The sequence below is a fragment of the Streptomyces sp. NPDC002588 genome (genome assembly GCF_040295925.1).
Lineage (GTDB): Bacteria > Actinomycetota > Actinomycetes > Streptomycetales > Streptomycetaceae > Streptomyces.
The window spans coordinates 12,300-35,386 of the sequence record NZ_JBEOWF010000014.1; the positions used below are offsets into that span (position 1 = coordinate 12,300).

Here is a 23,087-nt window from a genome sequence, read left to right on the forward strand (position 1 = left end):
CCCGAGCGGTCGGCAAGGTGCGGTAACAGGGAGGAAGCGACTCGTGAGCAGCAGGCCATCCCGAGGCGCTGCTCGCCTCGCAGCCATACTCGACGCGCTCCCCGATGCGTTGGTCCTGGTCAACGCCAACGGGACCGTCGTCAACGCGAACACCATCGCGCTCGAGGCCTTCGAGACCCCGGGTACGGCTCTGGTGGGGCGGGGGCTGCTCGATCTGCTGCCGCAGTTCGACTCGAAGCTCATCCCGGGGTCCATGCGGCGGCCCGATCACATGGATCCGCGCGGGCGGACCAAGCCGACGCGGATGGTCGCGCGGCGCACCGACGGGTCGGAGTTTCCCGTCGAGGTCACCAGCGCCAATCTCGAAAACGGACAGCAGGCCTACGACGGGTACGGCTACGCCGCCGACGAGCTGCTGATGCTCGTCGTACGCGATCTGTCCGGGACGGTGGACACCGAGGCCGAGCTGGCGCGGTCGCAGCGGCAGACCGAGATGATTCTGCGGGCCGCGTCGGAGGGTGTCGTGGGAACCGACACCGACGGGCGGATCGTGCTCGTCAATCCCGCCGCCGCTCAGATCCTGGGGTATCGGGCGAGTGATCTCGGGGGCAAGGAGCTGCACACCCTCGTCGTGCACTCGCGCTCCGACGGCTCCCCCTTCCCGTACGACGAGTCGCCGCTCGCCGACACCCTGCGCTCCGGGCGCAAGCACCGGGTGCGGGGGCAGGTGCTGTGGTCCAAGGGCGGGGAGAAGGTGTCGGTCGATCTGACCACCGCTCCCGTGCGGGACGGCGACCAGCTCGTCGGTGCCGTGATGACCTTCACCGACCGGCGGGCCTACGACTCCCTCGCCGAGGAGAAGGAAGCCGTCGAGAAGCGGCACACGGACGAGCTGGAACGGCTCTCCGAGGAGCACGCCTCCGACCTCACCGCCCTGCGCCAGAAGCACGTCACCGATCTGGAGGAGCTGACCGAGCAGCACGCCGAGGAGCTCGCGGCGGGCGAGGAGCGCTACGCCGCGCTCGGCGAGCGGGAGAAGGACCGTTACGACGCCCTCGCCGGGCGCTACGACCAGCTGCTCACCCTCCTCGCGACCTCCCTGCGCGGACCGCTGGACGAGCTGCGACGCGAGCTGGCCGCCCTCGCCGCGGACGACGCCGGACAGCTGTGGCCCGAGGCCAACCAGGTGCTCCATCACCTTTCGGCGGGATATTCGCGGATCACGACCCTCATCGACAACGTCCTCGGGTACCAGCGGCTCGACGCCGGCAGCGAGGCGATCTCCCGTACGAAGGTGATGCTCGACGCCGTCGTGGCGGCGGGGGTCGACGGGGCCGTCGAGCTCATCGGGCCCGGGCGGGTGCAGTTCGCCGTGCACGCGCCGCCCATCGAGGCCGAGGTCGACGCACGGCTCCTCGCGACCGCGCTCGCGCATCTCGTCGCCGATGTCGCGGGCGTCGACGCCACCGGCAACGCGCCCGTCTCGGCGGGCGGTTACATGGACAACACCGTCGTCGTGGCGGCCGCCCAGCGTGGGGAGGTCGTGCGGATCGAGGTGCGCGGACCGTACGCCGGGGGAGATCCGGTGCACGAGCCGATCGTGCGGGGGATCGTGCGGGCCCACGGCGGTGTGCTGCAGACGCACGAGGTGCCGGGCATGAGCGGCAGCGCGTACGTCCTCGAAGTCCCCCTCGGGGGTGGGGCGGGCGCCGTCGCCGCACCAGTTCCCGCAGCGCTGCCGGCCATTCAGAACGTCCAGAACGTCCAGGGGGGCCCGCAGGACGCGGAGGGCGCCGAGCAGATCTCCGGGCGCCGGCGCGCGCGCCGGGTCTCCGTGGACGCCTTCCTGGAGGGCGAGGTTCCGGGCCCGGCGGAGGGCTCGGAGGCCGAGGGCGCCGCTCCCACCGGACGGCGGCGTCGGCGTGGGCCTGCCGCAGAGGAACCGGTGGCCGCGCTGCCGGAGGGAACGCCCGAGGAGGCGTCCGGCGGCACCGGGCGCCGGCGCGGACGTCCCGCCGAGGACGCGGGCGGCGCCGCGGGAGTGGCCGAGGGTGCCGTGGTGACGGCCGCCGAGCACGCGGCGGGGACCGCGGCCGTGGGCACGGGACTGGGCGGGACCGTACCGCCGCAGGGCGTGCCCGCACCGGCCGCCGGACGACGGGCCCGACGGGCCGACGACGGACCGCAGAACGCCCTGCCGCCGGCCCTGCCCGCGGCCATCGCGAACACCGCCGGGCCCGCGGATCCCTCCGGGTCGGCCGGGTCCGCCGAGCAGGGGCAGCCGAGCGGGCGCCGTCGGCGTGCGCTGGCCGCCGCGACGGAGCGCGCCGCCGCGCAGGAGGCGGGGCCGCGCACCGTGTTCGCCCTGCCGCCGGCGGAGGCCGACCGTGCGACCGACGGTGCGGCAGCCGGTACGGCGACCGCCGCCGCGGCGGCGGCTGCGGCCGGTATGCCGACCGGGGCGGCAGGAGGACCTGACGGCGGCGGTGGCTCGGGGGCGCCCGGGCAGCCCCAGTCCGCCGGAGCACTTCCCGCGCCGGTTCCCGGTCCGGTGCCGTCTCCGGCTCCCGGTCCGGTCCCGCCTTCGATGCCCGGTCCGATTCCGGGGCAGGTCCCCGGTCCGGTTCCGGTTCCGGGGCAGGTCCCGGGTCCCGTTCCGGTTCCGGGGCAGGTTCCCGGTCCCGTGCCGGCTCCGGGGCAGGTCCCCGTCGCTCAGATTCCCGCTCAGGGCTCGTCCGAGGACGCCCTGATCGACCACCGTCGGCACGACTCCGTCCCGCACGACCAGGCCGACGACCACACGCCGCCCCAGCCGCACCCCACGAGCGCGCCCACCGGGCGTCGTCGGCGTGCCGTGGGCCAGCCCGCGGAGACGGCCGCCGTTCCGGCCCAGGCTCAGCCCCAGGCCCAGCTCCCGGGCGTACCGCCCGTCGCCGCTCAGCCTCTTCCCGCCCAGGCGATCCCGCCCCAGGCGCCGCCGGCCCTGCAGCATCCTCCGCAGCTGCCGCACCCCACGAACGCCACCCCCGCGCAGGGCGCGCCCCTCCCGGCCGAAGCCGCTCCCGGCACCGCCTCGCCCGCGCCCGCGGGGCCCACCGCCACCCCCAGCACGGGCACCCCCCTCCCGCCCGAGGCCCCGGTGCCCCCCGTGGCTCCCGCGGCGCAGCCCCTCCCCGCCGAGGCGGCGGCAGCCCCCGCGGCGGCGCCCCTCGACCCGAACTCGACGCAGGGCCGGGCCATCAGCGTGCGGACGCTGGGCCAGGGCGTCCCCTTCACCCGGCAGGCCGCGCAGGTGCAGCAGGCGCAGTCCGCCGCGCAGGCCACGGCCACCCCCGCCCCGCACTCGCCCGGCGGTTCCGGGCGGCGCCGCAAGCTGGGTACGCCGCCGGACCCGTCCGCCCGTCCGGAGCAGACGGCTCGTCCGCACCCGTCGGCCGAGCAGCCCGTCCCGACGGGCCAGGCGCCCGTGCCCCAGGCGTCCCAAGGATCCCAGGGGTCCCAGAGGTCTCTGTCCCAGGGGGCCATGCCCCAGCCGCCGTCGCTGGGCGGCCAGCCCATGGCTCCCCAGCCGGGCATCCCCCAGCAGACCCCGTCCCTCGCCGGGCAGGCACGGCTCGTGCCGGGGGCCACCGAAGGTGCCGGGCGGTCGTACGCCATAGGGGCGCCGGACGTGAACGCCGCCGAGGGGCCCGAGCCCCTGGACGGTCCCGGTGGGGCCGTGGAGGTGGCGGATCCGCCGCGCCCGGTGCCGTTGGACGACGAGCTGCCGCCGGAGCCGCTGGACAACCCGCGCCGGCTGCTCGTGTGGCCCGCGCCGGACGTGAGCACGCAGCAGGCGCTCAGCGACCGCGGCTACCGGCCCGTGATCGTGCACTCGCGCGAGGAGGTCGACTCGCAGATCGCCGCCTTCCCGGCCGCGCTGTTCGTGGACCCGCTGACCGGGCCGATCACCCGTACCGCGCTGCAGTCACTGCGGCAGGCGGCGGTCGCCGCGGAGGTTCCGGTGCTTGTCACGGCCGGGCTGGGGCAGGCGACGCGCGAGGCGGCGTACGGCGCCGACCCCGCCGTACTGCTGAAGGCGCTGGCGCCGCGGGACAGTGAGCAGCATCCGCCCCGGGTGCTGCTCATCGAGGAGCACGCGGAGATCGCGTTGGCGCTGACCGCGACGCTCGAGCGGCGCGGGATGCAGGTCGCGCGGGCGGCGAGCGACGCGGATGCCGTGACCCTCGCGGGGCAGCTGCGGCCGAACCTCGTGGTGATGGATCTGATGCAGGTGCACCGGCGTCAGGCCGGGATCCTGGACTGGCTGCGGGCGAACGGCCAGCTCAACCGCACTCCGCTGGTCGTCTACACCGCCGCCGTCGACCAGGCCGACCTGCCGCGGCTGGCGTCGGGGGAGACGGTGCTCTTCCTGGCCGAGCGGTCCACCAGCGCCGATGTGCAGAGCAGGATCGTGGACCTGCTGGCCCGCATCGGCACCAACTGACACAGAACCGCAGAAACAGGACACGTCTCTACTTCGCGATGATCCTGCGCGCCGCCTCCTTGATCGAGGCGCGCAGGCGGTCACGGTCGCTGCCCTCGGCGCCGGCCAGGATGCGGCTCATCTGGGGGACGACGGTGGCCCAGTTGGCCAGCGCGATCAGCAGGAAGAGCAGGTCGCGCGCGGGGAGCGCGTCGGAGATCACGCCCCGGTCCTGGCCGTCCTGCATGGCGGCGATCTTGCGGGCGTAGTGGGCCTGCCGTTCGGCCTCGTCGGGGAGTTCGCCGGTGCCGTACTCGATGCCCTCCCAGTAGAGGAGGCGCAGGAATTCGGGGTGGGCGGCGTGGTAGTCCATGAGGCGGTCGAGCCAGCCCTCGACGTCGTCCGGGTCGACGGGGACGGCGGCCGCCAGGTGAACCATGCTGCGGCCGAGGACCTGGGAGAACAGCTCGGCCTTGTTGCCGAAGTAGGCGTAGATGAGCTGCTTGTTGGCCTTGGCCTCGGCCGCGATGCGGTCGATGCGGGCGCCGGCGATGCCGTGGCGGGCGAACTCACTGACGGCGGCGTCGAAGATCCGCGCCCTGGTGGCCTCGGGGTCCCTGGTCGTTGCCATGGGGCCATGGTAGCCACCCGTCAACCAACTAGTTGGTTGACGGGAATGCGCGCCCGGCGCAGACTGTTGCACCCAGCGTTCCAACCAACTGGTTAGTTACTGGAGTCGGCTCTAAGGAGCACCTCGCCATGGCGACCTCGCCGTCCCCCGTCACCGCCCCACAGCGCACCACGCACCCGGTACCGGCACCGACAGCCCGCCGCGGGCGGGACCTCCTCCTCGTCCTCATCGCCCTGTGCACCGCCGTCACCGCGGGCAACATCTACCTCACGGCCCCGCTGCTCCCCCTCATCGCCCGCGACTTCGGCTCCACGCCCTCGGCGGTGGCCTGGCTCGCCTCGGTGGCGCAGTTCGGCTACGCGGCCGGTCTGCTCTTCTTCGCCCCGCTCGGCGACCGGGTGAACCGCCGTCCGCTGGTCGCCGTCCTCTCCCTGGTCACCGCGGCGGCGCTGGTCGCCGGGGCCGCGGCCACCGGCGCCGCGGGTCTCGCGGCCGCCGTACTCGTCGCCTCCGCCGCGACAGTCGTCCCGCAGCTGCTCGTCCCGCTGGTCGCCGAACGTGCCCCCGCCCATCACCGGGCGCGCCACGTCGCCGCCGTCGTCGCCGGGCTGTTCACCGGTGTCGTCGCGGCCCGCGTGCTCGGCAGCCTCGCCGGTCAGGCCTTCGGCTGGCGGCCGGTGTTCGTCGGCGCGGCCGGCCTGACCGCCGTCCTGGGCCTGCTGACCGCCGCCGCACTGCCCTCCGAACGCGACCGCCCGCGCCGCGAGGGCGGGCTCTTCTCCGGCCTGCGCTCCATGCCCGGCCTGGTCCGCCGCTCCCCCGACCTGTGGCGGGCCTGCGTCCGGCAGGCCGGGATGTACGGGGCCTGGAGCGCGCTGTGGACCTCGCTGGCGCTGCTGCTGACGGGCGAGCCGTACGCCCTGTCGACCGCGACCGCCGGACTCTTCGGCCTCTTCGGACTGGCCGCGAGCGTGGTGGCCCCGCTGGCGGGCGGCCTGGTCGACCGCTTCGGTGCGGCGAAGGTCGTACGGAACGCGTATCTCCTCGCCGCCGTCTCCGTTCCCCTCTTCTGGCTGGGCGGGCAGGTGCCGGCGGCGCTCTTCGTGGCCGCGATCGTGATCCACGCGGCGCTGGTCGCCTCGCACGTCGCCAACCAGACCCTCGCCCTGACCACCACCTCCGCCCCGGCCACCGCCAACAGCGCCTATGTCGTCGCGGGCTTCGCCGGCGGAGCCACCGCCTCAGCCCTGGCCGGCCTCGCCTTCACCCACTTCGGCTGGGGCGGGGTGGTCGCGGTGGCGGGGGTGTGGCTGGCACTGGGCTGGAGCACGACGGCCGTACGACGACGGTGAGCCACACCACGACCGTGCGACGGTGAAGACGGTGTACGCCGGGCAGGTGCCGCGAGGTGACCTGCCCGGCGTACGCGTGAACGGTCCTGTCAACAGTCCTGAGAGTCAACGGTCCGGAGAGTCAAACGCCCTGAGAGTCAAAGGACCCGAGAGTCAAAGGACCCGAGAGTCAACGGCCCTCAGACCGAACGGCACTCAGAGCCGGGTGACGTCGAGCTCCCCCTCCGCGTACCGCCTGCGCAGCACCTTCTTGTCGAACTTGCCCACGCTGGTCTTCGGGACCGCCTCGACGATCGTCCAGCGCTCCGGGAGCTGCCACTTGGCGATCTTCCCCTCCTCGGCGAGGAAGGCGCGGAGGGTCTCGAAGTCGGCGGTGCCGCCCTCCTTGAGGACGACCGTGGCGAGCGGGCGCTCGCCCCACCTGTCGTCGGGGACGGCGACCACGGCCGCCTCGGCGACGTCCGGGTGGGACATCAGGGCGTTCTCCAGTTCCACCGAGGAGATCCACTCGCCGCCGGACTTGATGACGTCCTTCGCACGGTCGGTGAGGGTGAGGAACCCGTCGGGGGAGATGGTGCCGACGTCGCCCGTCTTCAGCCAGCCGTCCTCGCTGAACTTGTCGGCGGGGCGCAGCGGTTCGGCGTCGGGGCCGTTGTAGTAGGCGCCCGCGATCCACGGGCCGCGCACCTCCAGTTCACCGGCCGACTCGCCGTCCCAGGGGAGGCGCTCGCCGCCGGGGCCGCTGAGGCGGGCCTCCACGCCGGCCGGGAATCGGCCCTGGGTGAGGCGGTAGGCGAATTCCTCGTCGGTGCCGACGACCTGGGCCGGCGGGCGGGCGATGGTGCCGAGCGGGGAGGTCTCCGTCATGCCCCAGGCGTGACAGACCCGCATGCCGAGGTTGTCGAAGGCCTCCATGAGGGCGGGCGGGCAGGCCGCGCCGCCGATGGTGACCTGGGTGAGGGAGGAGACGTCCCGCGGCCTGGCGGTGAGCTCGGCGAGCAGGCCCTGCCAGATGGTGGGGACGGCGGCCGCGTGGGTCGGCTTCTCGGTCTCGATCATCTCGGCGAGCGGGGCGGGCTGGAGGAAACGATCCGGCATCAGCATGTTCACGCCGGTCATGAAGGTGGCGTGCGGCAGGCCCCAGGCGTTGACATGGAACTGGGGGACCACCATCAGCGAGGTGTCCTGGTCGGTGAGGCCCATCGACTGGGCCATGTTGACCTGCATGGAGTGCAGGTAGATGGAGCGGTGGCTGTAGACCACGCCCTTGGGGTCGCCGGTCGTGCCGGAGGTGTAGCACATGGCGGCGGCCGCACGTTCGTCCAGCTCGGGCCAGTCGAAGGTGTCCGGCTTTCCGGCGATGAGGTCCTCGTACTCGTGGATCTGCGGACGGGCGTCCGCGAGGAGGGAACGGTCGCCCGGGCCCGAGACGATCACGTGCTCGACCGTCTTGAGGTGCGGGAGCAGCGGGGCGAGCAGCGGGAGCAGGGAGCCGTTGGCCAGCACGACCCGGTCGGCGGCGTGGCCCACGATCCACACCAGTTGCTCGGCGGGCAGCCTCAGGTTGAGGGTGTGCAGGACGGCGCCCATGGAGGGGACCGCGAAGTACGCCTCGACGTGCTCGGCGTTGTTCCACATGAGAGTGGCCACACGTTCGTCGCCCTCGACTCCGAGGTCGTCGCGCAGGGCGTGTGCCAGCCGGGCGGCGCGGGCGCCGATCTCGGCGAAGGAGCGGCGCTGCGGCTCGCCCTCGCCCGTCCAGGTGGTCACCTGTGACGAGCCGTGGATCTTCGTCCCGTGGGTCAGGATCCTCGAGATCAGCAGCGGTACGTCCTGCATGGTGCTCAGCACGGCGTCCTCCCAGTGCGGCGACATTGCCTGCGCGGTGTAACGGTCGGCCTGATTCTGCTCACATACCGCGCGGTATGTCACTAGGGAGAGACGATCGATCAGGTCAATTCCAAGCCCTGGTCAAAACCCGACGTCACACCGCTGGTCATCCGGCTACCGGACAAGCACCAGCTCAGGGTCCTCGCGGAGCTTGCCGAGGGCCCGGGACACCGCCGACTTCACCGTGCCCACCGAGACGCCGAGGACTTCGGCCGTCTGGGCCTCACTGAGATCCTCGTAGTACCTGAGGACGACCATCGCTCGCTGCCGGTCCGGCAGCTTCATGATCGCCCGCCACATCGCGTCGTGCAACGCCTGCCGCTCGGCCTGGTCGTCCTCGCCCGGCGCCGCCTCCGGTTCGGGCAGCTCGTCGCAGACGTACTCGTCGACCTTGCGCTTGCGCCACTGCGACGTGCGCGTGTTCAGCAGGGCCCGGCGGACATAGCCGTCGAGCGCCCGGTGGTCCTCGATCCGCTCCCACGCGACGTACGTCTTGGTGAGGGCGGTCTGCAGCAGGTCCTCGGCGTCGCTCGGGTTGGCGGTCAGCGACCGGGCGGTGCGCAGAAGCACCGGCTGGCGGGCCCGGACGTACGACGCGAAGGACGGGTACGGAGCCGGCCGCCTCATGCCGTTCGAAGCGCTCGTGCAGACGGGTGTGGTCATGGCTCCACGCTAGGTTCCGGCCCTGCTCGGGGGGATCGCCCGCAGGTCCCGAAGACGGGTCCCCCTCAGGTTGTAGGGGTGGTGCCCCCTCCACCTCCTGAAGGTGGAGGGGAGGAGGACGACTACTACGGGATGACCCCTGAGGGTTCTCGGGGAGGGAGCAGCCCGCGGTAGGGGGAGGGATCGGCCGCCGGAGGGGAGGGCTCAGTCGTCGGAGGCCAGGACCAGGCCCGAGGTCGGCACTCCCGTCCCCGCCGTCACCAGCGTCCGTGCCGCGCCGGGTACCTGGTTCACGGAGGTGCCGCGCAGTTGGCGTACGGCCTCCGCGATCCCGTTCATCCCGTGGAGGTACGCCTCCCCGAGCTGGCCGCCGTGGGTGTTGAGCGGCAGCCGCTCCGCCGCGACGAAGCCGGCCGCCTCGCCGGGCGCGCAGAAGCCGAACTCCTCCAGCTGCATCAGCACGAACGGCGTGAAGTGGTCGTAGACGATCCCCACGTCGATGTCGGCGGGCGCGAGCCCGGAGGTGCGCCAGAGCTGGCGGGCGACCACGGCCATCTCGGGCAGGCCGGTCAGGTCGTCGCGGTAGAAGCTGGTCATCTGCTCCTGGGCCCGGCCCGCGCCCTGAGCGGCCGCGGCGACGACGGCGGGCGGGTGCGGCAGGTCCCGGGCCCGCTCCACCGAGGTGACGACGAGCGCCTGCCCGCCGTCGGTCTCCTGGCAGCAGTCCAGCAGCCTGAGCGGCTCGGCGATCCAGCGGGAGGCCGCGTGCTCGGCGAGGGTGATCGGCCGGTCGTGGAAGTACGCCGCCGGGTTCGCCGCCGCGTGTCCGCGGGCGGTCACGGCGACCGGCCCGAACGCCTCCTCGGGGGTCAACCCGTAGGTGTGCAGGTACCGCTGGGCCGCCATCGCCACCCAGGAGGCCGGGGTGAGCAGCCCGAAGGGGAGCGACCAGCCGAGCGCGACCCCCTCGGCGGTGGGTTCGCGGTGTGTGACCCCGGAGCCGAAGCGGCGGCCGGAGCGCTCGTTGAAGGCGCGGTAGCAGACCACCACCTCGGCCACGCCCGTGGCGATGGCCAGGGCCGCCTGCTGCACGGTCGCGCAGGCCGCCCCGCCGCCGTAGTGGACCCGGGAGAAGAAGGACAGCTCGCCCATCCCGCAGGCCTGGGCCACGGTGATCTCGGGGCTGGTGTCCATGGTGAACGTCACCAGACCGTCCACGTCGGCCGCCGTGAGCCCGGCGTCGTCGAGCGCCGCCCGCACCGCCTCGGCCGCCAGCCGCAGTTCGCTGCGTCCCGAGTTCTTGGAGAACTCGGTGGCGCCGATGCCGACGATCGCGGCGCGTCCGCCGAGGCCGTCACGCGCGCGTACGCTCATCGCTCGTCCCCGTCCTGGACGGTGACCGTCACGGTGCCGATGCCGCGCGCCACGTCCCGCCTCGGGAGGGTGACCGTCACGGTGCCGCCGACGTGCCGGCCGATGCCGTTGTCCCCGGTGATCCGCACAACGACCGTGTCCCCGTCCCGTACGTCCTCGACCGTGCCGCGCAACACCATCGTGTCGCCGGGGTAGTTGGGCACCCCGAGCCGGATGGCGACCTTGCGGATCACGGCCTCCGGGCCGAAGGTGTCGGTGATGTAGCGGCCGACCAGGCCGTTGGTGGTGAGGATGTTCATGAAGACGTCCGGGGAGCCCTTGGCGCGGGCGGCCTCGGGGTCGTGGTGGACGTCCTGGTAGTCGCGTGAGGCGAGCGCGCCGGCCACGATCAGGGTGCGGGTGACCTCGATCTCCAGGGGCGGCAGCACGTCCCCCGCCCTCACTGCGCCACCCCCTGGAACACCGGAAGCGTCAACTCCTCGTCGTAGCGCCGGAACTCGAGCCGTACCGGCATCCCGATCCGCACCTTGTCGTACGGCACCCCGACCACGTTGCTCACGATCCGCACCCCTTCGGCGAGTTCGACGAGCCCGATCGCGTAGGGCGGCTCGAAGGCCGGGAACGGCGGGTGGTGCATGACGACGTACGAGAACACGGTCCCCGTGCCCTCCGCCTCGACGGTGTCCCAGTCCGGGCAGCCACAGGCGTGGCAGCCGGGCAGCCACGGGAAGCGGAGGGTGGCGCAGGCGGTGCAGCGCTGGATCAGGAGACGGTGCTCGCGCACGCCCTCCCAGAAGCCCGCGTTGTCGCGGTTGACCACCGGGCGAGGGCGGCGCTCACGCTGCTTCCTGCGGGCGGGGGCGTACTTGAGGATCCGGAAGCGGTGGGTGCCGACCAGCTCGGAGCCGACCCTGACATCGGTCCGGGTGGTGACGAAGTGGCCGGTGCCCAGCTTGGTCGTCTTGCGCTCCGACACCGACTCGATCACGGTGTCGAACGCGACCTCGTCGCCGGGGCGCAGGGGACGGAGGTACTCCTGCTCGCAGTCGGTGGCGACGACCGATGTGCAGCCCTCCTCGTCGAGGAGGGCGAGGAGTTCTTCGTAGGGCCGGGCGCGGCCGCCCGCGTGGCCGTCCAGACCGCCCATGATCCAGGCCTGGAGCATGGTGGGCGGGGCGATCGCGTCGGGGCCGGCGTAGGCGGGGTTCCGGTCGCCCATGGCCTCGCACCAGTGCCGGATCATGGGCAGGTTGACGGGGTCCCGGCCGGTGCCTGCGACGGCGGCGGCACGGCCTTCGTAGGCCTTCAGCCGCCCGTGGAGTCCGTCGGGTCCGTGGCGTCCGTCCGGTCCGCCAGGTCCGTCGCGGCCGTCGGGGCCGTCGGGGCCGTCGGTTCCGCGGAGTCCGTCCGGTCCGTCGAGTCGGCCCGGGTCGTGCGGGCGGCCGTCCAGCCCGTCGTCGTCCACGACCGCGCTCCCTCCTGAACGGTTACCGCGACAGGTTTCTGACTGTCCGTCAGATACCGTTGCCTGTCAAGGTCACGCCAGCCGTCGGATGCCGCGGGCGGCCCGGCCGAGTGGTGTGCGGGCACGCGAGCACGCCGACGCGGCGGTACCGGAGTACCGCCGCGCCGGCGCAGTCACACCCCCCGGAGCGCGTCGGGTCGGGGGACAGGCGCCCCGACCCCCTCAGCTCACCGGAACAGCGGGGCGAAGCCGACCGCCACGCCGCTGTTGCCCTGGTTGACCGCCGCGAACGCGGCGTCGTCGACCTGTGCGGTGTTGCTCTGGTTCGAGGCTCCGGAGCCGACCGCGTTCTGCTGCGTGGTCGAGGCGTTGCCATTGTTGTCGTGTCCGACGCCACTGCCCACGACGCTCGCGACTCCGGCGTTCGATCCGTCGTCCGCGAAGCCGCCGTTGTCGGCCACCGCGACGCCGGTGAAGAGAGCGGCTGCCAGTGGAAGCGCGGAAACGGCGGCGATCACGCGGGCGGTACGGATGCTTGCCATGGTGTTCCTCCAGAACCATTGAAATACGGCTTCCACCAGGGCAGTCGGCCGAACGCCCCGGCGAGGTCACGACGTCGCGAGACCAGGGTTGCCCACCGAATCCCCGGCGAACCGTCCTGGATGCCGCGATTAGCACGCAAGCGTGATGACAAGTCGATAAACCCCCGACACCACTTTTCCTGCCCGTGACGTCATAACCCTCGGCAAGTCGGACAGCTGTCACCCAAGCCCCACAAGAGGTGAAGCGTTCCGCCACTTCTGCCGACGCCCGCAGCCCCGTCGGGGCGTCGCACTCTCGCCCTCTTCCCTTTTTCGAACACCAGTACGACTATGGAGTTATGGCCAGCACCGACCGGCACCCCCGCCGGCACCCGGACCGGTACCCCCGGCAGGCCGCCACGACGGCCCTCGCCCACGCCCTGTCGGCCGCCGAACACGGCCTGGCCGTCATCCCCCTGTCCCGGACCAAACTCCCCGCCCTGCGCTCTCCCCACCGGGACGACGACCCGTCCGCCCCGCCCTGCCACGGCGAGTGCGGCCGCTTCGGCCACGGCGTGTACGACGCCTCCACCGACCCCTCGCGCATCCGCGCGCTCTTCGCCGCCGCCCCCTGGGCCACCGGATACGGCATCGCCTGCGGCCTGCCTCCGCATCACCTCATCGGCGTCGACCTGGACACCAAGTCGGACACCGACTCCACCAGTGCCCTGCGCGAGCTTGCCCTGCGCCACCTCTTCACCATCCCGCCCACGATCGTCGTCCGCACCCCGTCCGGCGGCCGCCACCTCTGGCTCACCGGCCCGACCGACGTCGTCGTCCCCAACTCGGCAGGCCGTCTCGCCCCCGGCATCGACATCCGGGGCGCCGGCGGCTACCTGGTCGGCCCCGGCTCCCGCACCGCCCACGGCGTCTACACCACCGCGCCGGGCACCGGCCACCTGACGCCGGCGCCCTGCCCGCGGGGGCTGCTGCGGCTGCTGCTCGCGCCGCGGCGGACGGCGGAGGCCGGGGAACCGGGGGCGGCCTCCGCGCCGGGTGGCGCGCACGGGCGGGGACTGGTCCAGTTCGTCCTCGCGGCGCACGAGGGCCAGCGCAACACCCGGCTGTTCTGGGCGGCCTGCCGGGCCTACGAGAACGGCATCGGCGAAACGCTCACCGAAGCGCTCGTCAGGGCCGCGATCGGCACCGGCTTGACCGAACGCGAGGCCCGCTCGACGATCGCGTCGGCGGCGCGGATGTGCCGACCGCCGGTGGCCTGAACACCGGCGGCGGCCGGTGCGCCCCCGCCCACGACCCGCACCCCTATCGGGAGAAGAAATGACCTCTGTACACGTCAGGGCATTCGACCACCTGGTCCTCAACGTCGACGACGTGGAACGGTCCCTGGCCTTCTACACCGGCCTCCTGGGCCTGGCACCGGTACGGGTCGACGAGTGGCGGGCCGGGAAGGCCCCGTTCCCCTCGGTGCGGATCACCCCGGAAACCATCATCGACCTGGTGGCCCGGCCAGGGCGGGACCGGAAGGATTCCAACGTCGACCACCTCTGTCTCACCGTGGATCCGCTGGACTGGGACGAGGTCGTCGCGGCGAAGACCTTCACGGTCCTGGAAGGCCCGGTCCCCCGCTACGGCGCCCGGGGCTCCGCCACATCGATCTACGTCGAGGACCCGGACGGCAACACGGTGGAACTCCGCTGGTACCCCCAGGACAAGCCCGCCTGATGCCCCACAGGACCGCGGGCTCCCGGGCGAGCCCGACCACAGGACCCCTGGTGGCCGGATCCCCCGCCGCGCCCTGTCCCATGGCCCTGCAGGGACTTCAGCGGGCGGAGGGGGTCGTCTCGGTGGCGAGCGGCAGGGCTCGGCCGTGACCGAGAAGGGGTGCCTCGCGGTGAGAGGCACCCCTTCTGATCTGCAAGTCTCTGACCTGCGCCGCGGTGGGTGTGGGATTTGAACCCACGGTGACTCGCGCCACGACGGTTTTCAAGACCGTTCCCTTAGGCCGCTCGGGCAACCCACCTGCGCCCCTTCCCACCTGGGGTGGAGCGGGTACAGAGTACCGGTCTCGGGTGGCTCGCGGAGGGTGTGGTCCCCACGGGGTCCACCGGCGCGGTCGCGTTCCCCTCCGCCGCGGCTCCGGCTTCGCGTCGTGCCGGCGGAGGAAAACCCCGCTTCGCTGCAAGACCGTTCCCCGGGCCGTCGGGCAACCCGCCCCGCGCCGCTGGTGATCGGCGGCGCGGGGACGGGCAACAGGTGGGCACGCGCGCGTGGGGGTCAGGCGGTGCTGAGCCGGGGAGCTACGCGCGCGTGGGATCGGGTCAGCTGTCGCCGTTGCGGGAGCCGAGGGTGAGTTCGACGGTGTGGGACTTGCCGTCGCGCTCGTAGGTGATCGTGACCTTGTCGCCGGGCTGGTGGGTCCAGATCTCGCCGATGAGGGTCGGGCCGGAGTCGATCACGGTGTCGTCGAGCTTGGTGATGACGTCGCCGGACTTGAGTCCCGCCTTGGCGGCGGGGCCGCCCGACTCGATCGCGGAGGCGCCGCCCGAACCCTGGTCGGTGATCTTCGCACCGCCCGTCGCGTCCTCCAGCGAGACGGACGCGCCGATCTTGGCGTACACCGGCTCACCGGTCTTGATCAGCTGCTGGGCGACGTACTTGGCCTGGTTGATCGGGATGGCGAAGCCGAGGCCGATCGAGCCGGACTGCGAGGTGCCGCCCAGGCCGCCGCTGCCGGTGGACTGGATCGCGGAGTTGATGCCGATGACATTGCCCTGGGCGTCCAGGAGCGGGCCGCCGGAGTTGCCCGGGTTGATCGACGCGTCGGTCTGCAGGGCGCTCATGTAGGAGGAGCTGCTGCCGGTGCCGTCCGAGGACGCGACCGGGCGGTTCTTCGCGCTGATGATGCCCGTCGTGACCGTGTTGGACAGGCCGAAGGGGGCGCCGATGGCGATGGTCGAGTCGCCGACCGCCACCTTGTCGGAGTCGCCCAGGGTCAGGGGCTTCAGGTCCGAGGGGGCGTTCTTGAGCTTGATGACCGCCACGTCGTAGCCCTGGGCGTGGCCGACGACCTCGGCGTCGTACTTCTTGCCGCTCGGGAAGGTGGCCGTCACCTTGCCGCCGTCGACCGCGTCCGCGACGACGTGGTTGTTGGTGACGATGTGGCCCTGGGTGTCGAAGACGAAGCCGGTGCCGGTGCCGCCCTCGCCGTTGCTGGACTCGGCCTCGATGGTGACCGTGCTGGGCAGGGCCCGCTGGGCGACGCCCGCGACCGTGTCGGCGGCGCGCTTGACGTCGCCGCCGCCGGTGGAGGCGGAGACGGTGGTCGAGCCGGTGTCGTCGTCGTTCTTGGCGAGGGTGTAGCCAAGGCCGCCGCCCACGCCGCCCGCGACGAGCGCGGCGACGAGCACCGCGGCGACGAGCCCACCGCGGCCACGGCCGGACTTGGGCGCGGGCTGCTGATAGGAGGCACCCCAGCCACCGGGGCCCATGCCTCCGGCACCGCCCGCGCCCGCGTCACCCATGCCTGCGCCGCCCGCTCCGCCGTCGCCGTACGCGTGCGTGCCCGCGTCGGCGTACAGGGGGGCGTTCGGCGGGCTCTGCCAGCCGCCGGGGGCCGCGCCGGCCGGGGCAGCGGCCTGCGGCGCCGGGGGCGCCGGCCAGTCGGCCTGGGAGGCCTGGGGAGCGGTCGGTGCGGGCCAGTCGCCCTCAGCGGCGGCCGGAGCCGCCTGCGGGGCGGTCGGCGGCGGCCAGTCGCCCGCCGGAGCGGCCGGGGCGGGCGGGGTCTGCGGGAGCGGAGTGGTGGGTGCGCCCGCGTCGGCGGCGGGCGTCTGTGGGGCGGTGGCCGAGGACTGCTCCACCGGCACGGGGGGTGCGGACGGGGCCGGGGGGACCGGCGTGCCCTCTGTTGTGCCCTCGTTCTCGGTGCTCACAGCTCTTCTCCTCGATCCACGGCTGTTGTCGTCGGTCGCACTAGGTCTCGCCCGTTCACGCTTGTCGTCGACCCGGCGCGGCGGTAGCTGTGCGTGCGCTTTTGTACTGCTCAGCTTTTCCCACGGGCCGTCAGAGCACCATAAGCGGTGGCTGTGGGTCCCCGGACATTCTTTATAAGGGACTTTTGGTGCAGTAAGCACGCATCTTCGAAACATCTCAGACTGTTCTCAGATGGTTCGGGTGGCACCATGACGCGGTGACCCACGCACGACAGCACACCATTCAAGTCGTCGCTCACCGCGGAGCTTCCGAAGAGGCCCCCGAGCACACCCTGGCCGCGTACAAGAAGGCGATCGAGGACGGTGCGGACGCCCTCGAGTGCGATGTACGGCTGACCGCGGACGGCCATCTCGTCTGCGTGCACGACCGACGAGTCAACCGTACGTCCAACGGGCGCGGTGCCGTGTCCGCCCTGGAGCTCGCCGATCTCGCGGCGCTGGACTTCGGCTCCTGGAAGACGCGGGAGGCGCGCGAGGCGTGGCACGCGCGTGACGAGGAGCCCGACTGGGAGGTGCGGCCCGAGGACCGCGCGGAGACCTCCGTACTGACCCTGGAGCGGCTGCTGGAGCTGGTGTCCGGCGCGGGCCGCAGGGTCGAACTGGCCATCGAGACCAAGCATCCGACGCGCTGGGCCGGACAGGTGGAGGAACGGCTGCTGGTGCTCCTGAAGCGGTTCGGCCTGGACGCTCCCGCGTCGGCGGCGGACTCGCAGGTACGCGTCATGAGTTTCTCGGCGCGTTCGCTGCACCGGATCCGCGCGGCCGCGCCGACGCTGCCGACGGTCTATCTGATGCAGTTCGTCACGCCCCGGCTGCGCGACGGGCGGCTGCCCGTGGGAGTCGGGATCGCGGGACCCTCGATCAGGATCGTGCGCAACCATCCCCTGTACGTCGAGCGCCTGAAGCAGGCCGGCCACCGGGTGCACGTGTGGACGGTGAACGAGGCGGAGGATGTCGACCTCTGCGCCGACCTGGGCGTCGACGCGATCATCACCAACCGTCCGCGCGCGGTGTTGCGACGGCTGGGCCGCTGAGGCAGCGCTTTTACCTAGTTCGCACCAATTGCCCTTATAGGAAGTCACAGAAGTCCCAGAAGCCCCATCCATACCCCTTGACCCCACTGTTCACATCAAGCATCCTCCGTTCTCGGCCAAACTGAAGAATTCCAGCCACACGACTACGGGTCCCTCACAGGGAGTGCTCCGGCGCGTTCGTTCCGTGTCCGACCGTTGGGAATGCGTCTGAGGACCTGGATTGGCCGGTTTCCGGTACAGGCCAATGGGGCATCCACACCGTGGCGTGGGGCGAAGGAGGTCTCGGGGGTGGCGTTGGTGGTGGCACAGGAGGTGCCCACGTCGTCGAGCATGGCCGTATCCCATGGCCCTGCGGGCGTGGGGGAAGCGAGACACCGCATGCGCGATCAGCTGCGCAGGGGCGGAGTGTCGGAATCGGTCGTCGACGACGCCGTACTGATCCTTTCCGAACTGTTGAGCAACGCCTGCAAGCACGGCAGGCCCCTGGGCGACGCGCTGGCCGGGGACGGCGACGTCCGGGCCGCGTGGCGGGTCGATCCGGGCGGCCGGCTGGTCGTCGAGGTGACCGACGGCGGCGGTCCGACCCGCCCGTCACCGGCCACCCCCTCCGTCACCGCCCACGGCGGCCGGGGACTGAACATCATCACGGCTCTCTCCGACGACTGGGGCGTACGGGACGACGCCCGCGGCGAGGTCACGGTGTGGGCCCTCGTCCACGCGGACGTCCACGACCCCGACGCCGGCCGCCGACGGGACGACTTCGCCTCCCGGATCGCGGCCCCGGCGGTCTCGTCGATGCCGGGACTCGACTTCGCGGACGCGTTCGAGGACATGGACTGACCAGAGCCCGACACGCCAGTGTCCGGGACGGGACCGTCGCACAGGGCCGGCCGGGCCGTAGGGCGCGCGTTCCGGGATCGGCCCGTTGTCCACAGCCACCCCGTTGTCCACAGGTTCCCGTGGTCGCGCGTACGAGCGGCTAGGCTCCCGCCGTACCAGACGAGCCGTACCCGGGAGACACCCAGATGGCCAAGAAGCGACCCCAGACGAAGGCCGGCCGGCCGCAGCTCACCGATGGCGAGGTTCCGGTCGTCGGCGCCCGGGAGCCCTGCCCCTGCGGCAGCGGCCGCCGCTACAAGGCCTGTCACGGCCGGGCCGCCGCGCATGCCGTGACCGAGCTGGTGCAGCGTCCGTTCGACGGCCTGCCGGGCGAGTGCGACTGGGTGGCGCTGCGCGAGCTGGTCCCGGCCGCCACCGTCGAGCTGACGCTGAAGGACGGTCTGCCCGAGGGCGTCCCCTCGGTCACGCTCGCCACGGTCCTGCCGATGGCCTGGCCCGCCCTGCGCCGCGACGACGGCTCGGTCCTGCTCGGCCTGCAGAACGACACACCGTCCGGTGACATCAGCCGTGACCTGGCGGACACCCTCCAGCGGGCCCTGGAGGCGGAGCCGGGTACTCCGGTGCAGGCCCGCCGTGCCCCGGCGGACGGTCCGCGGATGCAGGATCTCCTCGACGCCGAAGGCGTGTTCGAGCCAGTTGTGCACGACGGTTTCGAGTTCTGGGTTCCGGACCCGGAGAACGCCACCCCGGAGGTGGCCGCCTCCCTCGAGCGGGCCAACGCGGCGGCGATCCCGACCGTGAAGCTGACCGGTGTGGACGCGGCCTACTGGTGCGAGACCCCCGACAAGAACCACCTGCGCTGGGTCATGCCGCACCCGGAGGAGCGGCTTCTCGACGCTCTCGCGCGGCTGCACGCGGCGGGTCGTTCCAGCCTCGGTGAGGGCACCCGGCTGGTGGGCTCCTTCCGGGCACACGGCCTGACAGTGCCGGTCTGGGACCTGCCGAGCGGGGTCTCGGCGGACGACGTGGAGAAGCCCGCCGCCGAGTTCGCGGAGCGCCTCGCGACCGCCCTGGCCTCGGACGCGACGCTCACCGCCGACGAGCGTCGCGCGCGCGGCGGGCTCACCAACCGACAGGTGACCCTCAGCTGAGACACAGAGGGCGGAGCCGGGTCCGGCCGGGGGTCCGGCCGGACCCGGCTCCGCCCCACCGGAAGGCGTGACTCCGCTCACAACTGCCGTTCGCGCAAGGCGAGTCGGAGCCAGAAACGGCCGATCGGCGGATGTCCGAAAGCCCGATGAACTCAAGAGATCGAATTTGCTTGAGGCCGATCTCTTGTTACCGTTCCAATAGCCCGGTTGCTGGTGCATCCCCCGTCGCCAGCAACCGGGTTCTTGCATGCCCGGCGGTGGTGACACCGCGGTGGGTCATGTCAACTGCCCGTTTCAGCAGCCGAGTTGCTTCCGGAGCGCAGCAGGAGCGGTCCCTCGCCGGCCGCCTCCGCGAACTCCGAGACCGCGGTGTAGGCGGCCGGCGCCTCCCGGCTCCGTTCACGGGGTGTCTCGCAGGTCTCCGGCTCGTCCTCCGCGCCCACCGCACACCTCATCTGCACCGAGCGCCCCCCGGGCCCCATGAGGCTCAGGACGGCGGCCAGGGCGCGGCCGGTGGCGTTGCGGTAGTAGGTGCGCGCCCAGGTCTCGTCGCCCTGGGTGAGGACACAGGTCTGCGCCTCGACGCCTTCGGGCGAGCCGAGTTCGGGACCGCAGCGGGCGGCGGTTGCCAGGCCCATGCCGAGCAACCGGGGAGAACGCGACGGAACGGCGGAGGGCGCCCGGGGGCCCTTGCCGTGGCCGCCGTCGGCGGCGGGCGCCTTGGGGTCCGCACCGTGGACGTCGTCGTCGGAGATCAGGGAGTCGACGGCGAAAGGCCCGTCGTCTCCGACGGGCCCCGCCGACGCCATGGCCAGCGGCAGTGCGAGTGCGCAGACCACTGCGCCGGCGAGGCCGAGGAGACGGACCCAACGGGAGTCTGGGGGTAGCCCCCCAGAAGAAAGCTGCATACTGCGGAAGATAAGGGGCGTAGCCGCTCGTCACCGCCGCCGCACGCCCGACACCCCTACAACTCGGGGGCGCTCACACCCGTACGAGTGAGGGCGTCGACCACGGCGTCCACCACGGCCTCGACGTCGGGCACCCAGGGGGAGGCCGAGCCGGGCAGCGGGGCGCGTTCCCACCGGATGTCGCCGCGGCCGGTCTCGGACGGCGGCAGGGCGAGGTAGCCGCCCTCACTGTGGAAGCGGAGGGAGCCGGGGACGAAGTCCTTGGCGTACAGCAGTTCGCCCAGCTGTTCCATGGAGTACGGCCGGACGAGGATCGCCCAGCGGGTGGGCGAGGCGACCACCGGGCCGAGCCGCATGCCCTGCCGGTCCAGCGCCACGAGCGCGCGGGACGCCGCGAGGGCGGGGAGGCTGACCGCGCAGGGGGCCTTGCCCCCGGTGGCCAGGATGATCGGAGCGGACGGCCGGTTGGTCCACCACCAGCGCACCATGCGGGCGTCGGTGGTGGCCACGAGGAGGTCCGGGTCGAAGGGATGAGCGCCGGGCATCGCGCACTCCGGGTCGGGGCAGGTGCAGCGGGACGTGCTCCGCTGGTCCGCTGCCGCTCCCGGGAGGACGGGCCACTGCCATTCCGTCGCGAAGGTCAGGGCCGAGTCGATCAACTCAGGACCCTTGTCGCTGGACTGGGACAGGAGCCTGCGTCGCTTTCCGAGGATCTCGCGCATGAGCGCTCGTTCCTTTCCGTTGCACCGCTGGCAACACCGTGGGCCACATCACACCATGTGTCGATCAGTTCACTGGGCGTACCTTTTGGCGCATCACACCCCTGTCCTTGACAAGGGGAACCCCTGTGGGCCGAGCTCTGGCTGCTTCCGCGGCCGCTCCGCCGACTTGCGTCCATCAAATGCCTGGGCGTGGCGTGGGGTGGCGAAGTCTGGCGTTTTGCCGCTCGCCGTATTTCTCTCTGCCTCCGCCACGGGAGGATGGGGCACGGTCGTCGGTGGCTAAGACGCCCGGGTCGGTCACCAGGTTCCGGGTGGCCCCCGACGACCCCTGGTCCTTACCGAGTACGTACCCATCACGACCGCTGTGACGCTCCGTGGAGCAAACCCAGTCGACCTCAAACACCCGTTACCCGAGTCAGTTTTAAGCCAACTTTGCTCTTTCACAAGGGGCTGGAGGAAACATGTCTGATTCCCCCCAAAGCCTCACGGACACCAGCCGTCCCAGCTGGACAATGCTGGACATCTCCTTACGAGTACGTGTACATGTGGAGACACTGCTAGCGGCGCAGATTGACATGGGGGTTTGCGATGCTTTTGAGCAATACGCTCCGGTCCGAGAGCCGGGCGCCATGAACGCCCCTCACCCTCCGAAAGTGGCTGGAATCGATTCAACGGTTCCCTCACCCGCACACACTGTCGCGCCCGCGCCCGTCTCCTCGGGCACCCCACCGGTCCCCGCGGCCCCCTCCGGACCGGGCGTGCTCCTGCAGGACCGGCTCGCCGGATGGGTCTCGGACCTCACGACCCTGCACGAACTGACCGAACGCCTGGCCCGGACGGACACGCTGCCCGACGCCCTCACCGAACTGCTCCAGGCCGGAGCCGCCCTCGTGGGCGCCCGGCGCGGTCTCGTCGTCCTGGAACCGGCCGACGGCCTCGGTCCGGACACCACGATCGGCCTCGGCCTCGGCCGCGCCGATCTCGGTCACATCGAGACCGTGCCGCGCAGCGCCCTGTCCTACGGCCGGATCCTCGACGGACTGCCCGGCGGCGAGGGCGAGATCGCCGAGCCCGACCTGCTCTCCGAGGACGGTCTGGACCCGCGCCACCGCGAGGTCGCCGCCCGCCTCGGCTACGCCGCCAGCTACGCGCTGCCCCTGGTCACCGAGGGCACCCCGGGCCGCCTCGGGGCGGCCGTCTGGCTCTACGACGAGCCCGCCGAGCCGGGCGAGCGCCCGCGCCACCTGGCCGGCCTGTACGTCCGCACCGCCGCCGAGCACCTCGCCCGGCTGCTCGAACTGGAGCGCACGCGAGCGTCCATGGCGACGATGGCCGAGGAACTGCTGCCGTCCCGGCTGCCCAGGGTGGCCGGCGTCCAGCTCGCGGCCCGGCACCGTACCGGACCACGCGGGGGCGGCGACTGGTACGACGCGCTGCCGCTGCCGGACGCGGCCCTCGGGCTCGCGGTCGGCTCGGTCACCGGGTCCGGACCGAGCGCCGTCGCCGCGATGGGCCGGCTGCGCGCCTCCCTGCGGGCGTACGCCGTGATGGAGGGCGAGGACCCGGTCGCCGTCCTCTCCGACCTGGAACTGCTGCTCAGACTGACCGAGCCCGCCCGGTCCGCGACCGCCCTGTTCGCCTACTGCGAGCCGGCCCTGCGCAGGATCACCCTGGCCGGGGCCGGGCACTGTCCGCCGCTGCTGGTGGGCGAGCGGCGCACGGAGTTCGTGGAGACCTCCGTCTCCGCGCCGCTGGGCATGCTGGCCTGCTGGGAGGCGCCCAGCGTGGAGCTGGAACCCGAGCCGGGCGAGACGGTGCTGCTCTACACCGACGGTCTGCTGCACCGCACCGGCGACCCCGTCGACCGCGCCTTCGCCCGGCTGCACGCCGCCGCCGCGGGGGTGCCGCGCGCGCTGCGCCGCGACCCCGGCGCGATCGCCGACCACGTGCTGCGCACGGTCCTGCCGGACGGACTCGCCGCGCAGGACAGCGAGGAGGACGTGGTACTGCTGGCGGCACGCTTCGACTGAACACCGGCGACAGGACCTTCTGCCCTGGGCC

The 23,087-nt window shown here is 72.5% G+C and carries 18 protein-coding genes and 1 tRNA gene; 8 read left to right on the forward strand and 11 right to left on the reverse strand.

What is annotated here, in order from left to right; genetic code table 11:
- Positions 1 to 43: 43 nt before the first annotated feature.
- The gene (locus ABT057_RS17665; protein ID WP_352343969.1) at positions 44 to 4,486 is read left to right on the forward strand and encodes a hybrid sensor histidine kinase/response regulator; all 4,443 of its coding nucleotides are present in this window, start codon (positions 44 to 46) and stop codon (positions 4,484 to 4,486) included.
- Positions 4,487 to 4,514: 28 nt separating this feature from the next.
- Here the strand turns inward: ABT057_RS17665 and ABT057_RS17670 are convergent, their stop codons facing one another.
- The gene (locus tag ABT057_RS17670; RefSeq protein ID WP_352343970.1) at positions 4,515 to 5,096 is read right to left on the reverse strand and encodes a TetR/AcrR family transcriptional regulator; all 582 of its coding nucleotides are present in this window, start codon (positions 5,094 to 5,096) and stop codon (positions 4,515 to 4,517) included.
- Positions 5,097 to 5,224: 128 nt separating this feature from the next.
- Here ABT057_RS17670 and ABT057_RS17675 point away from each other — a divergent pair, with 128 nt between their 5' ends.
- On the forward strand, positions 5,225 to 6,448 hold the full coding sequence (locus tag ABT057_RS17675; RefSeq protein ID WP_352343971.1) for an MFS transporter: 1,224 nt from the start codon (positions 5,225 to 5,227) through the stop codon (positions 6,446 to 6,448).
- Between the two features lie 195 nt (positions 6,449 to 6,643).
- Here ABT057_RS17675 and ABT057_RS17680 read toward each other — a convergent pair whose 3' ends face one another.
- The 6 genes from ABT057_RS17680 to ABT057_RS17705 form a co-directional block, all read right to left on the reverse strand.
- Positions 6,644 to 8,323, reverse strand: coding sequence for a long-chain fatty acid--CoA ligase (locus ABT057_RS17680; RefSeq protein ID WP_352343972.1), 1,680 nt, complete (start codon positions 8,321 to 8,323; stop codon positions 6,644 to 6,646).
- Positions 8,324 to 8,452: 129 nt separating this feature from the next.
- Entirely contained in the window at positions 8,453 to 9,001 is a 549-nt protein-coding gene (locus ABT057_RS17685; protein WP_352343973.1) for a SigE family RNA polymerase sigma factor, read from the reverse strand.
- A gap of 204 nt (positions 9,002 to 9,205) precedes the next feature.
- Entirely contained in the window at positions 9,206 to 10,375 is a 1,170-nt protein-coding gene (locus ABT057_RS17690) for a lipid-transfer protein (RefSeq protein WP_352343974.1), read from the reverse strand.
- Entirely contained in the window at positions 10,372 to 10,818 is a 447-nt protein-coding gene (locus tag ABT057_RS17695; protein ID WP_352343975.1) for a MaoC family dehydratase, read from the reverse strand. The genes ABT057_RS17690 and ABT057_RS17695 overlap by 4 nt, the downstream gene beginning before the upstream one ends.
- Positions 10,815 to 11,684 (reverse strand): bifunctional MaoC family dehydratase N-terminal/OB-fold nucleic acid binding domain-containing protein, encoded by an 870-nt coding sequence (locus tag ABT057_RS17700; protein ID WP_352344138.1) that lies wholly within the window; start codon positions 11,682 to 11,684, stop codon positions 10,815 to 10,817. The genes ABT057_RS17695 and ABT057_RS17700 overlap by 4 nt, the downstream gene beginning before the upstream one ends.
- Before the next feature lie 383 nt (positions 11,685 to 12,067).
- Positions 12,068 to 12,382, reverse strand: a complete 315-nt coding sequence (locus ABT057_RS17705; protein ID WP_352343976.1) for a hypothetical protein — start codon at positions 12,380 to 12,382, stop codon at positions 12,068 to 12,070.
- Between the two features lie 338 nt (positions 12,383 to 12,720).
- Here ABT057_RS17705 and ABT057_RS17710 point away from each other — a divergent pair, with 338 nt between their 5' ends.
- Both ABT057_RS17710 and ABT057_RS17715 read left to right on the forward strand, forming a co-directional pair.
- Positions 12,721 to 13,641 carry a bifunctional DNA primase/polymerase gene (locus ABT057_RS17710; protein ID WP_352343977.1) on the forward strand — a complete coding sequence of 307 codons (921 nt, stop codon included), beginning with the start codon at positions 12,721 to 12,723 and terminating at the stop codon, positions 13,639 to 13,641.
- Positions 13,642 to 13,699: 58 nt separating this feature from the next.
- On the forward strand, positions 13,700 to 14,104 hold the full coding sequence (locus ABT057_RS17715) for a VOC family protein (RefSeq protein WP_352343978.1): 405 nt from the start codon (positions 13,700 to 13,702) through the stop codon (positions 14,102 to 14,104).
- A gap of 213 nt (positions 14,105 to 14,317) precedes the next feature.
- On the opposite strand, the gene ABT057_RS17720 is transcribed toward ABT057_RS17715, so the two are convergent.
- Together ABT057_RS17720 and ABT057_RS17725 are read right to left on the reverse strand one after the other, a co-directional pair.
- Positions 14,318 to 14,402, reverse strand: a tRNA-Ser gene (locus tag ABT057_RS17720).
- A gap of 298 nt (positions 14,403 to 14,700) precedes the next feature.
- On the reverse strand, positions 14,701 to 16,311 hold the full coding sequence (locus ABT057_RS17725; RefSeq protein ID WP_352343979.1) for a S1C family serine protease: 1,611 nt from the start codon (positions 16,309 to 16,311) through the stop codon (positions 14,701 to 14,703).
- A 257-nt stretch (positions 16,312 to 16,568) separates the two neighbouring features.
- Here ABT057_RS17725 and ABT057_RS17730 point away from each other — a divergent pair, with 257 nt between their 5' ends.
- The 3 genes from ABT057_RS17730 to ABT057_RS17740 all read left to right on the forward strand — a co-directional run bounded on the left by ABT057_RS17730 (position 16,569) and on the right by ABT057_RS17740 (position 19,396).
- On the forward strand, positions 16,569 to 17,405 hold the full coding sequence (locus ABT057_RS17730; RefSeq protein WP_352343980.1) for a glycerophosphodiester phosphodiesterase: 837 nt from the start codon (positions 16,569 to 16,571) through the stop codon (positions 17,403 to 17,405).
- Positions 17,406 to 17,606: 201 nt separating this feature from the next.
- On the forward strand, positions 17,607 to 18,245 hold the full coding sequence (locus ABT057_RS17735) for an ATP-binding protein (RefSeq protein WP_352343981.1): 639 nt from the start codon (positions 17,607 to 17,609) through the stop codon (positions 18,243 to 18,245).
- 185 nt (positions 18,246 to 18,430) lie between these two features.
- A complete protein-coding gene (locus ABT057_RS17740) occupies positions 18,431 to 19,396 on the forward strand; it encodes a DUF5926 family protein (protein WP_352343982.1) in 966 nt (321 codons plus the stop codon).
- 281 nt (positions 19,397 to 19,677) lie between these two features.
- Here the strand turns inward: ABT057_RS17740 and ABT057_RS17745 are convergent, their stop codons facing one another.
- Both ABT057_RS17745 and ABT057_RS17750 read right to left on the reverse strand, forming a co-directional pair.
- Positions 19,678 to 20,304: a hypothetical protein gene (locus ABT057_RS17745; RefSeq protein WP_352343983.1), complete on the reverse strand. Its 627-nt coding sequence runs from the start codon at positions 20,302 to 20,304 to the stop codon at positions 19,678 to 19,680.
- A 56-nt stretch (positions 20,305 to 20,360) separates the two neighbouring features.
- Complete coding sequence (locus ABT057_RS17750; RefSeq protein ID WP_352343984.1) at positions 20,361 to 21,026, reverse strand: bifunctional DNA primase/polymerase; 666 nt, start codon at positions 21,024 to 21,026, stop codon at positions 20,361 to 20,363.
- Between the two features lie 512 nt (positions 21,027 to 21,538).
- Between ABT057_RS17750 and ABT057_RS17755 the strand changes: the two genes are divergently transcribed.
- Positions 21,539 to 23,056 (forward strand): PP2C family protein-serine/threonine phosphatase, encoded by a 1,518-nt coding sequence (locus ABT057_RS17755; protein WP_352344139.1) that lies wholly within the window; start codon positions 21,539 to 21,541, stop codon positions 23,054 to 23,056.
- Positions 23,057 to 23,087: the final 31 nt, after the last annotated feature.

Excerpts from the sequence above, each read along its gene's own strand:
- ABT057_RS17670 (WP_352343970.1), bottom strand. The coding sequence starts at position 5,096 with ATGGCAACGACCAGGGACCCCGAGGCCACCAGGGCGCGGATCTTCGAC.
- ABT057_RS17675 (WP_352343971.1), top strand. The coding sequence starts at position 5,225 with ATGGCGACCTCGCCGTCCCCCGTCACCGCCCCACAGCGCACCACGCAC.
- ABT057_RS17680 (WP_352343972.1), bottom strand. The coding sequence starts at position 8,323 with ATGTCGCCGCACTGGGAGGACGCCGTGCTGAGCACCATGCAGGACGTA.
- ABT057_RS17685 (WP_352343973.1), bottom strand. The coding sequence starts at position 9,001 with ATGACCACACCCGTCTGCACGAGCGCTTCGAACGGCATGAGGCGGCCG.
- ABT057_RS17690 (WP_352343974.1), bottom strand. The coding sequence starts at position 10,375 with ATGAGCGTACGCGCGCGTGACGGCCTCGGCGGACGCGCCGCGATCGTC.
- ABT057_RS17705 (WP_352343976.1), bottom strand. The coding sequence starts at position 12,382 with ATGGCAAGCATCCGTACCGCCCGCGTGATCGCCGCCGTTTCCGCGCTT.
- ABT057_RS17710 (WP_352343977.1), top strand. The coding sequence starts at position 12,721 with ATGGCCAGCACCGACCGGCACCCCCGCCGGCACCCGGACCGGTACCCC.
- ABT057_RS17715 (WP_352343978.1), top strand. The coding sequence starts at position 13,700 with ATGACCTCTGTACACGTCAGGGCATTCGACCACCTGGTCCTCAACGTC.
- ABT057_RS17735 (WP_352343981.1), top strand. The coding sequence starts at position 17,607 with ATGCGTCTGAGGACCTGGATTGGCCGGTTTCCGGTACAGGCCAATGGG.
- ABT057_RS17740 (WP_352343982.1), top strand. The coding sequence starts at position 18,431 with ATGGCCAAGAAGCGACCCCAGACGAAGGCCGGCCGGCCGCAGCTCACC.
- ABT057_RS17745 (WP_352343983.1), bottom strand. The coding sequence starts at position 20,304 with ATGCAGCTTTCTTCTGGGGGGCTACCCCCAGACTCCCGTTGGGTCCGT.
- ABT057_RS17750 (WP_352343984.1), bottom strand. The coding sequence starts at position 21,026 with ATGCGCGAGATCCTCGGAAAGCGACGCAGGCTCCTGTCCCAGTCCAGC.
- ABT057_RS17755 (WP_352344139.1), top strand. The coding sequence starts at position 21,539 with ATGCTGGACATCTCCTTACGAGTACGTGTACATGTGGAGACACTGCTA.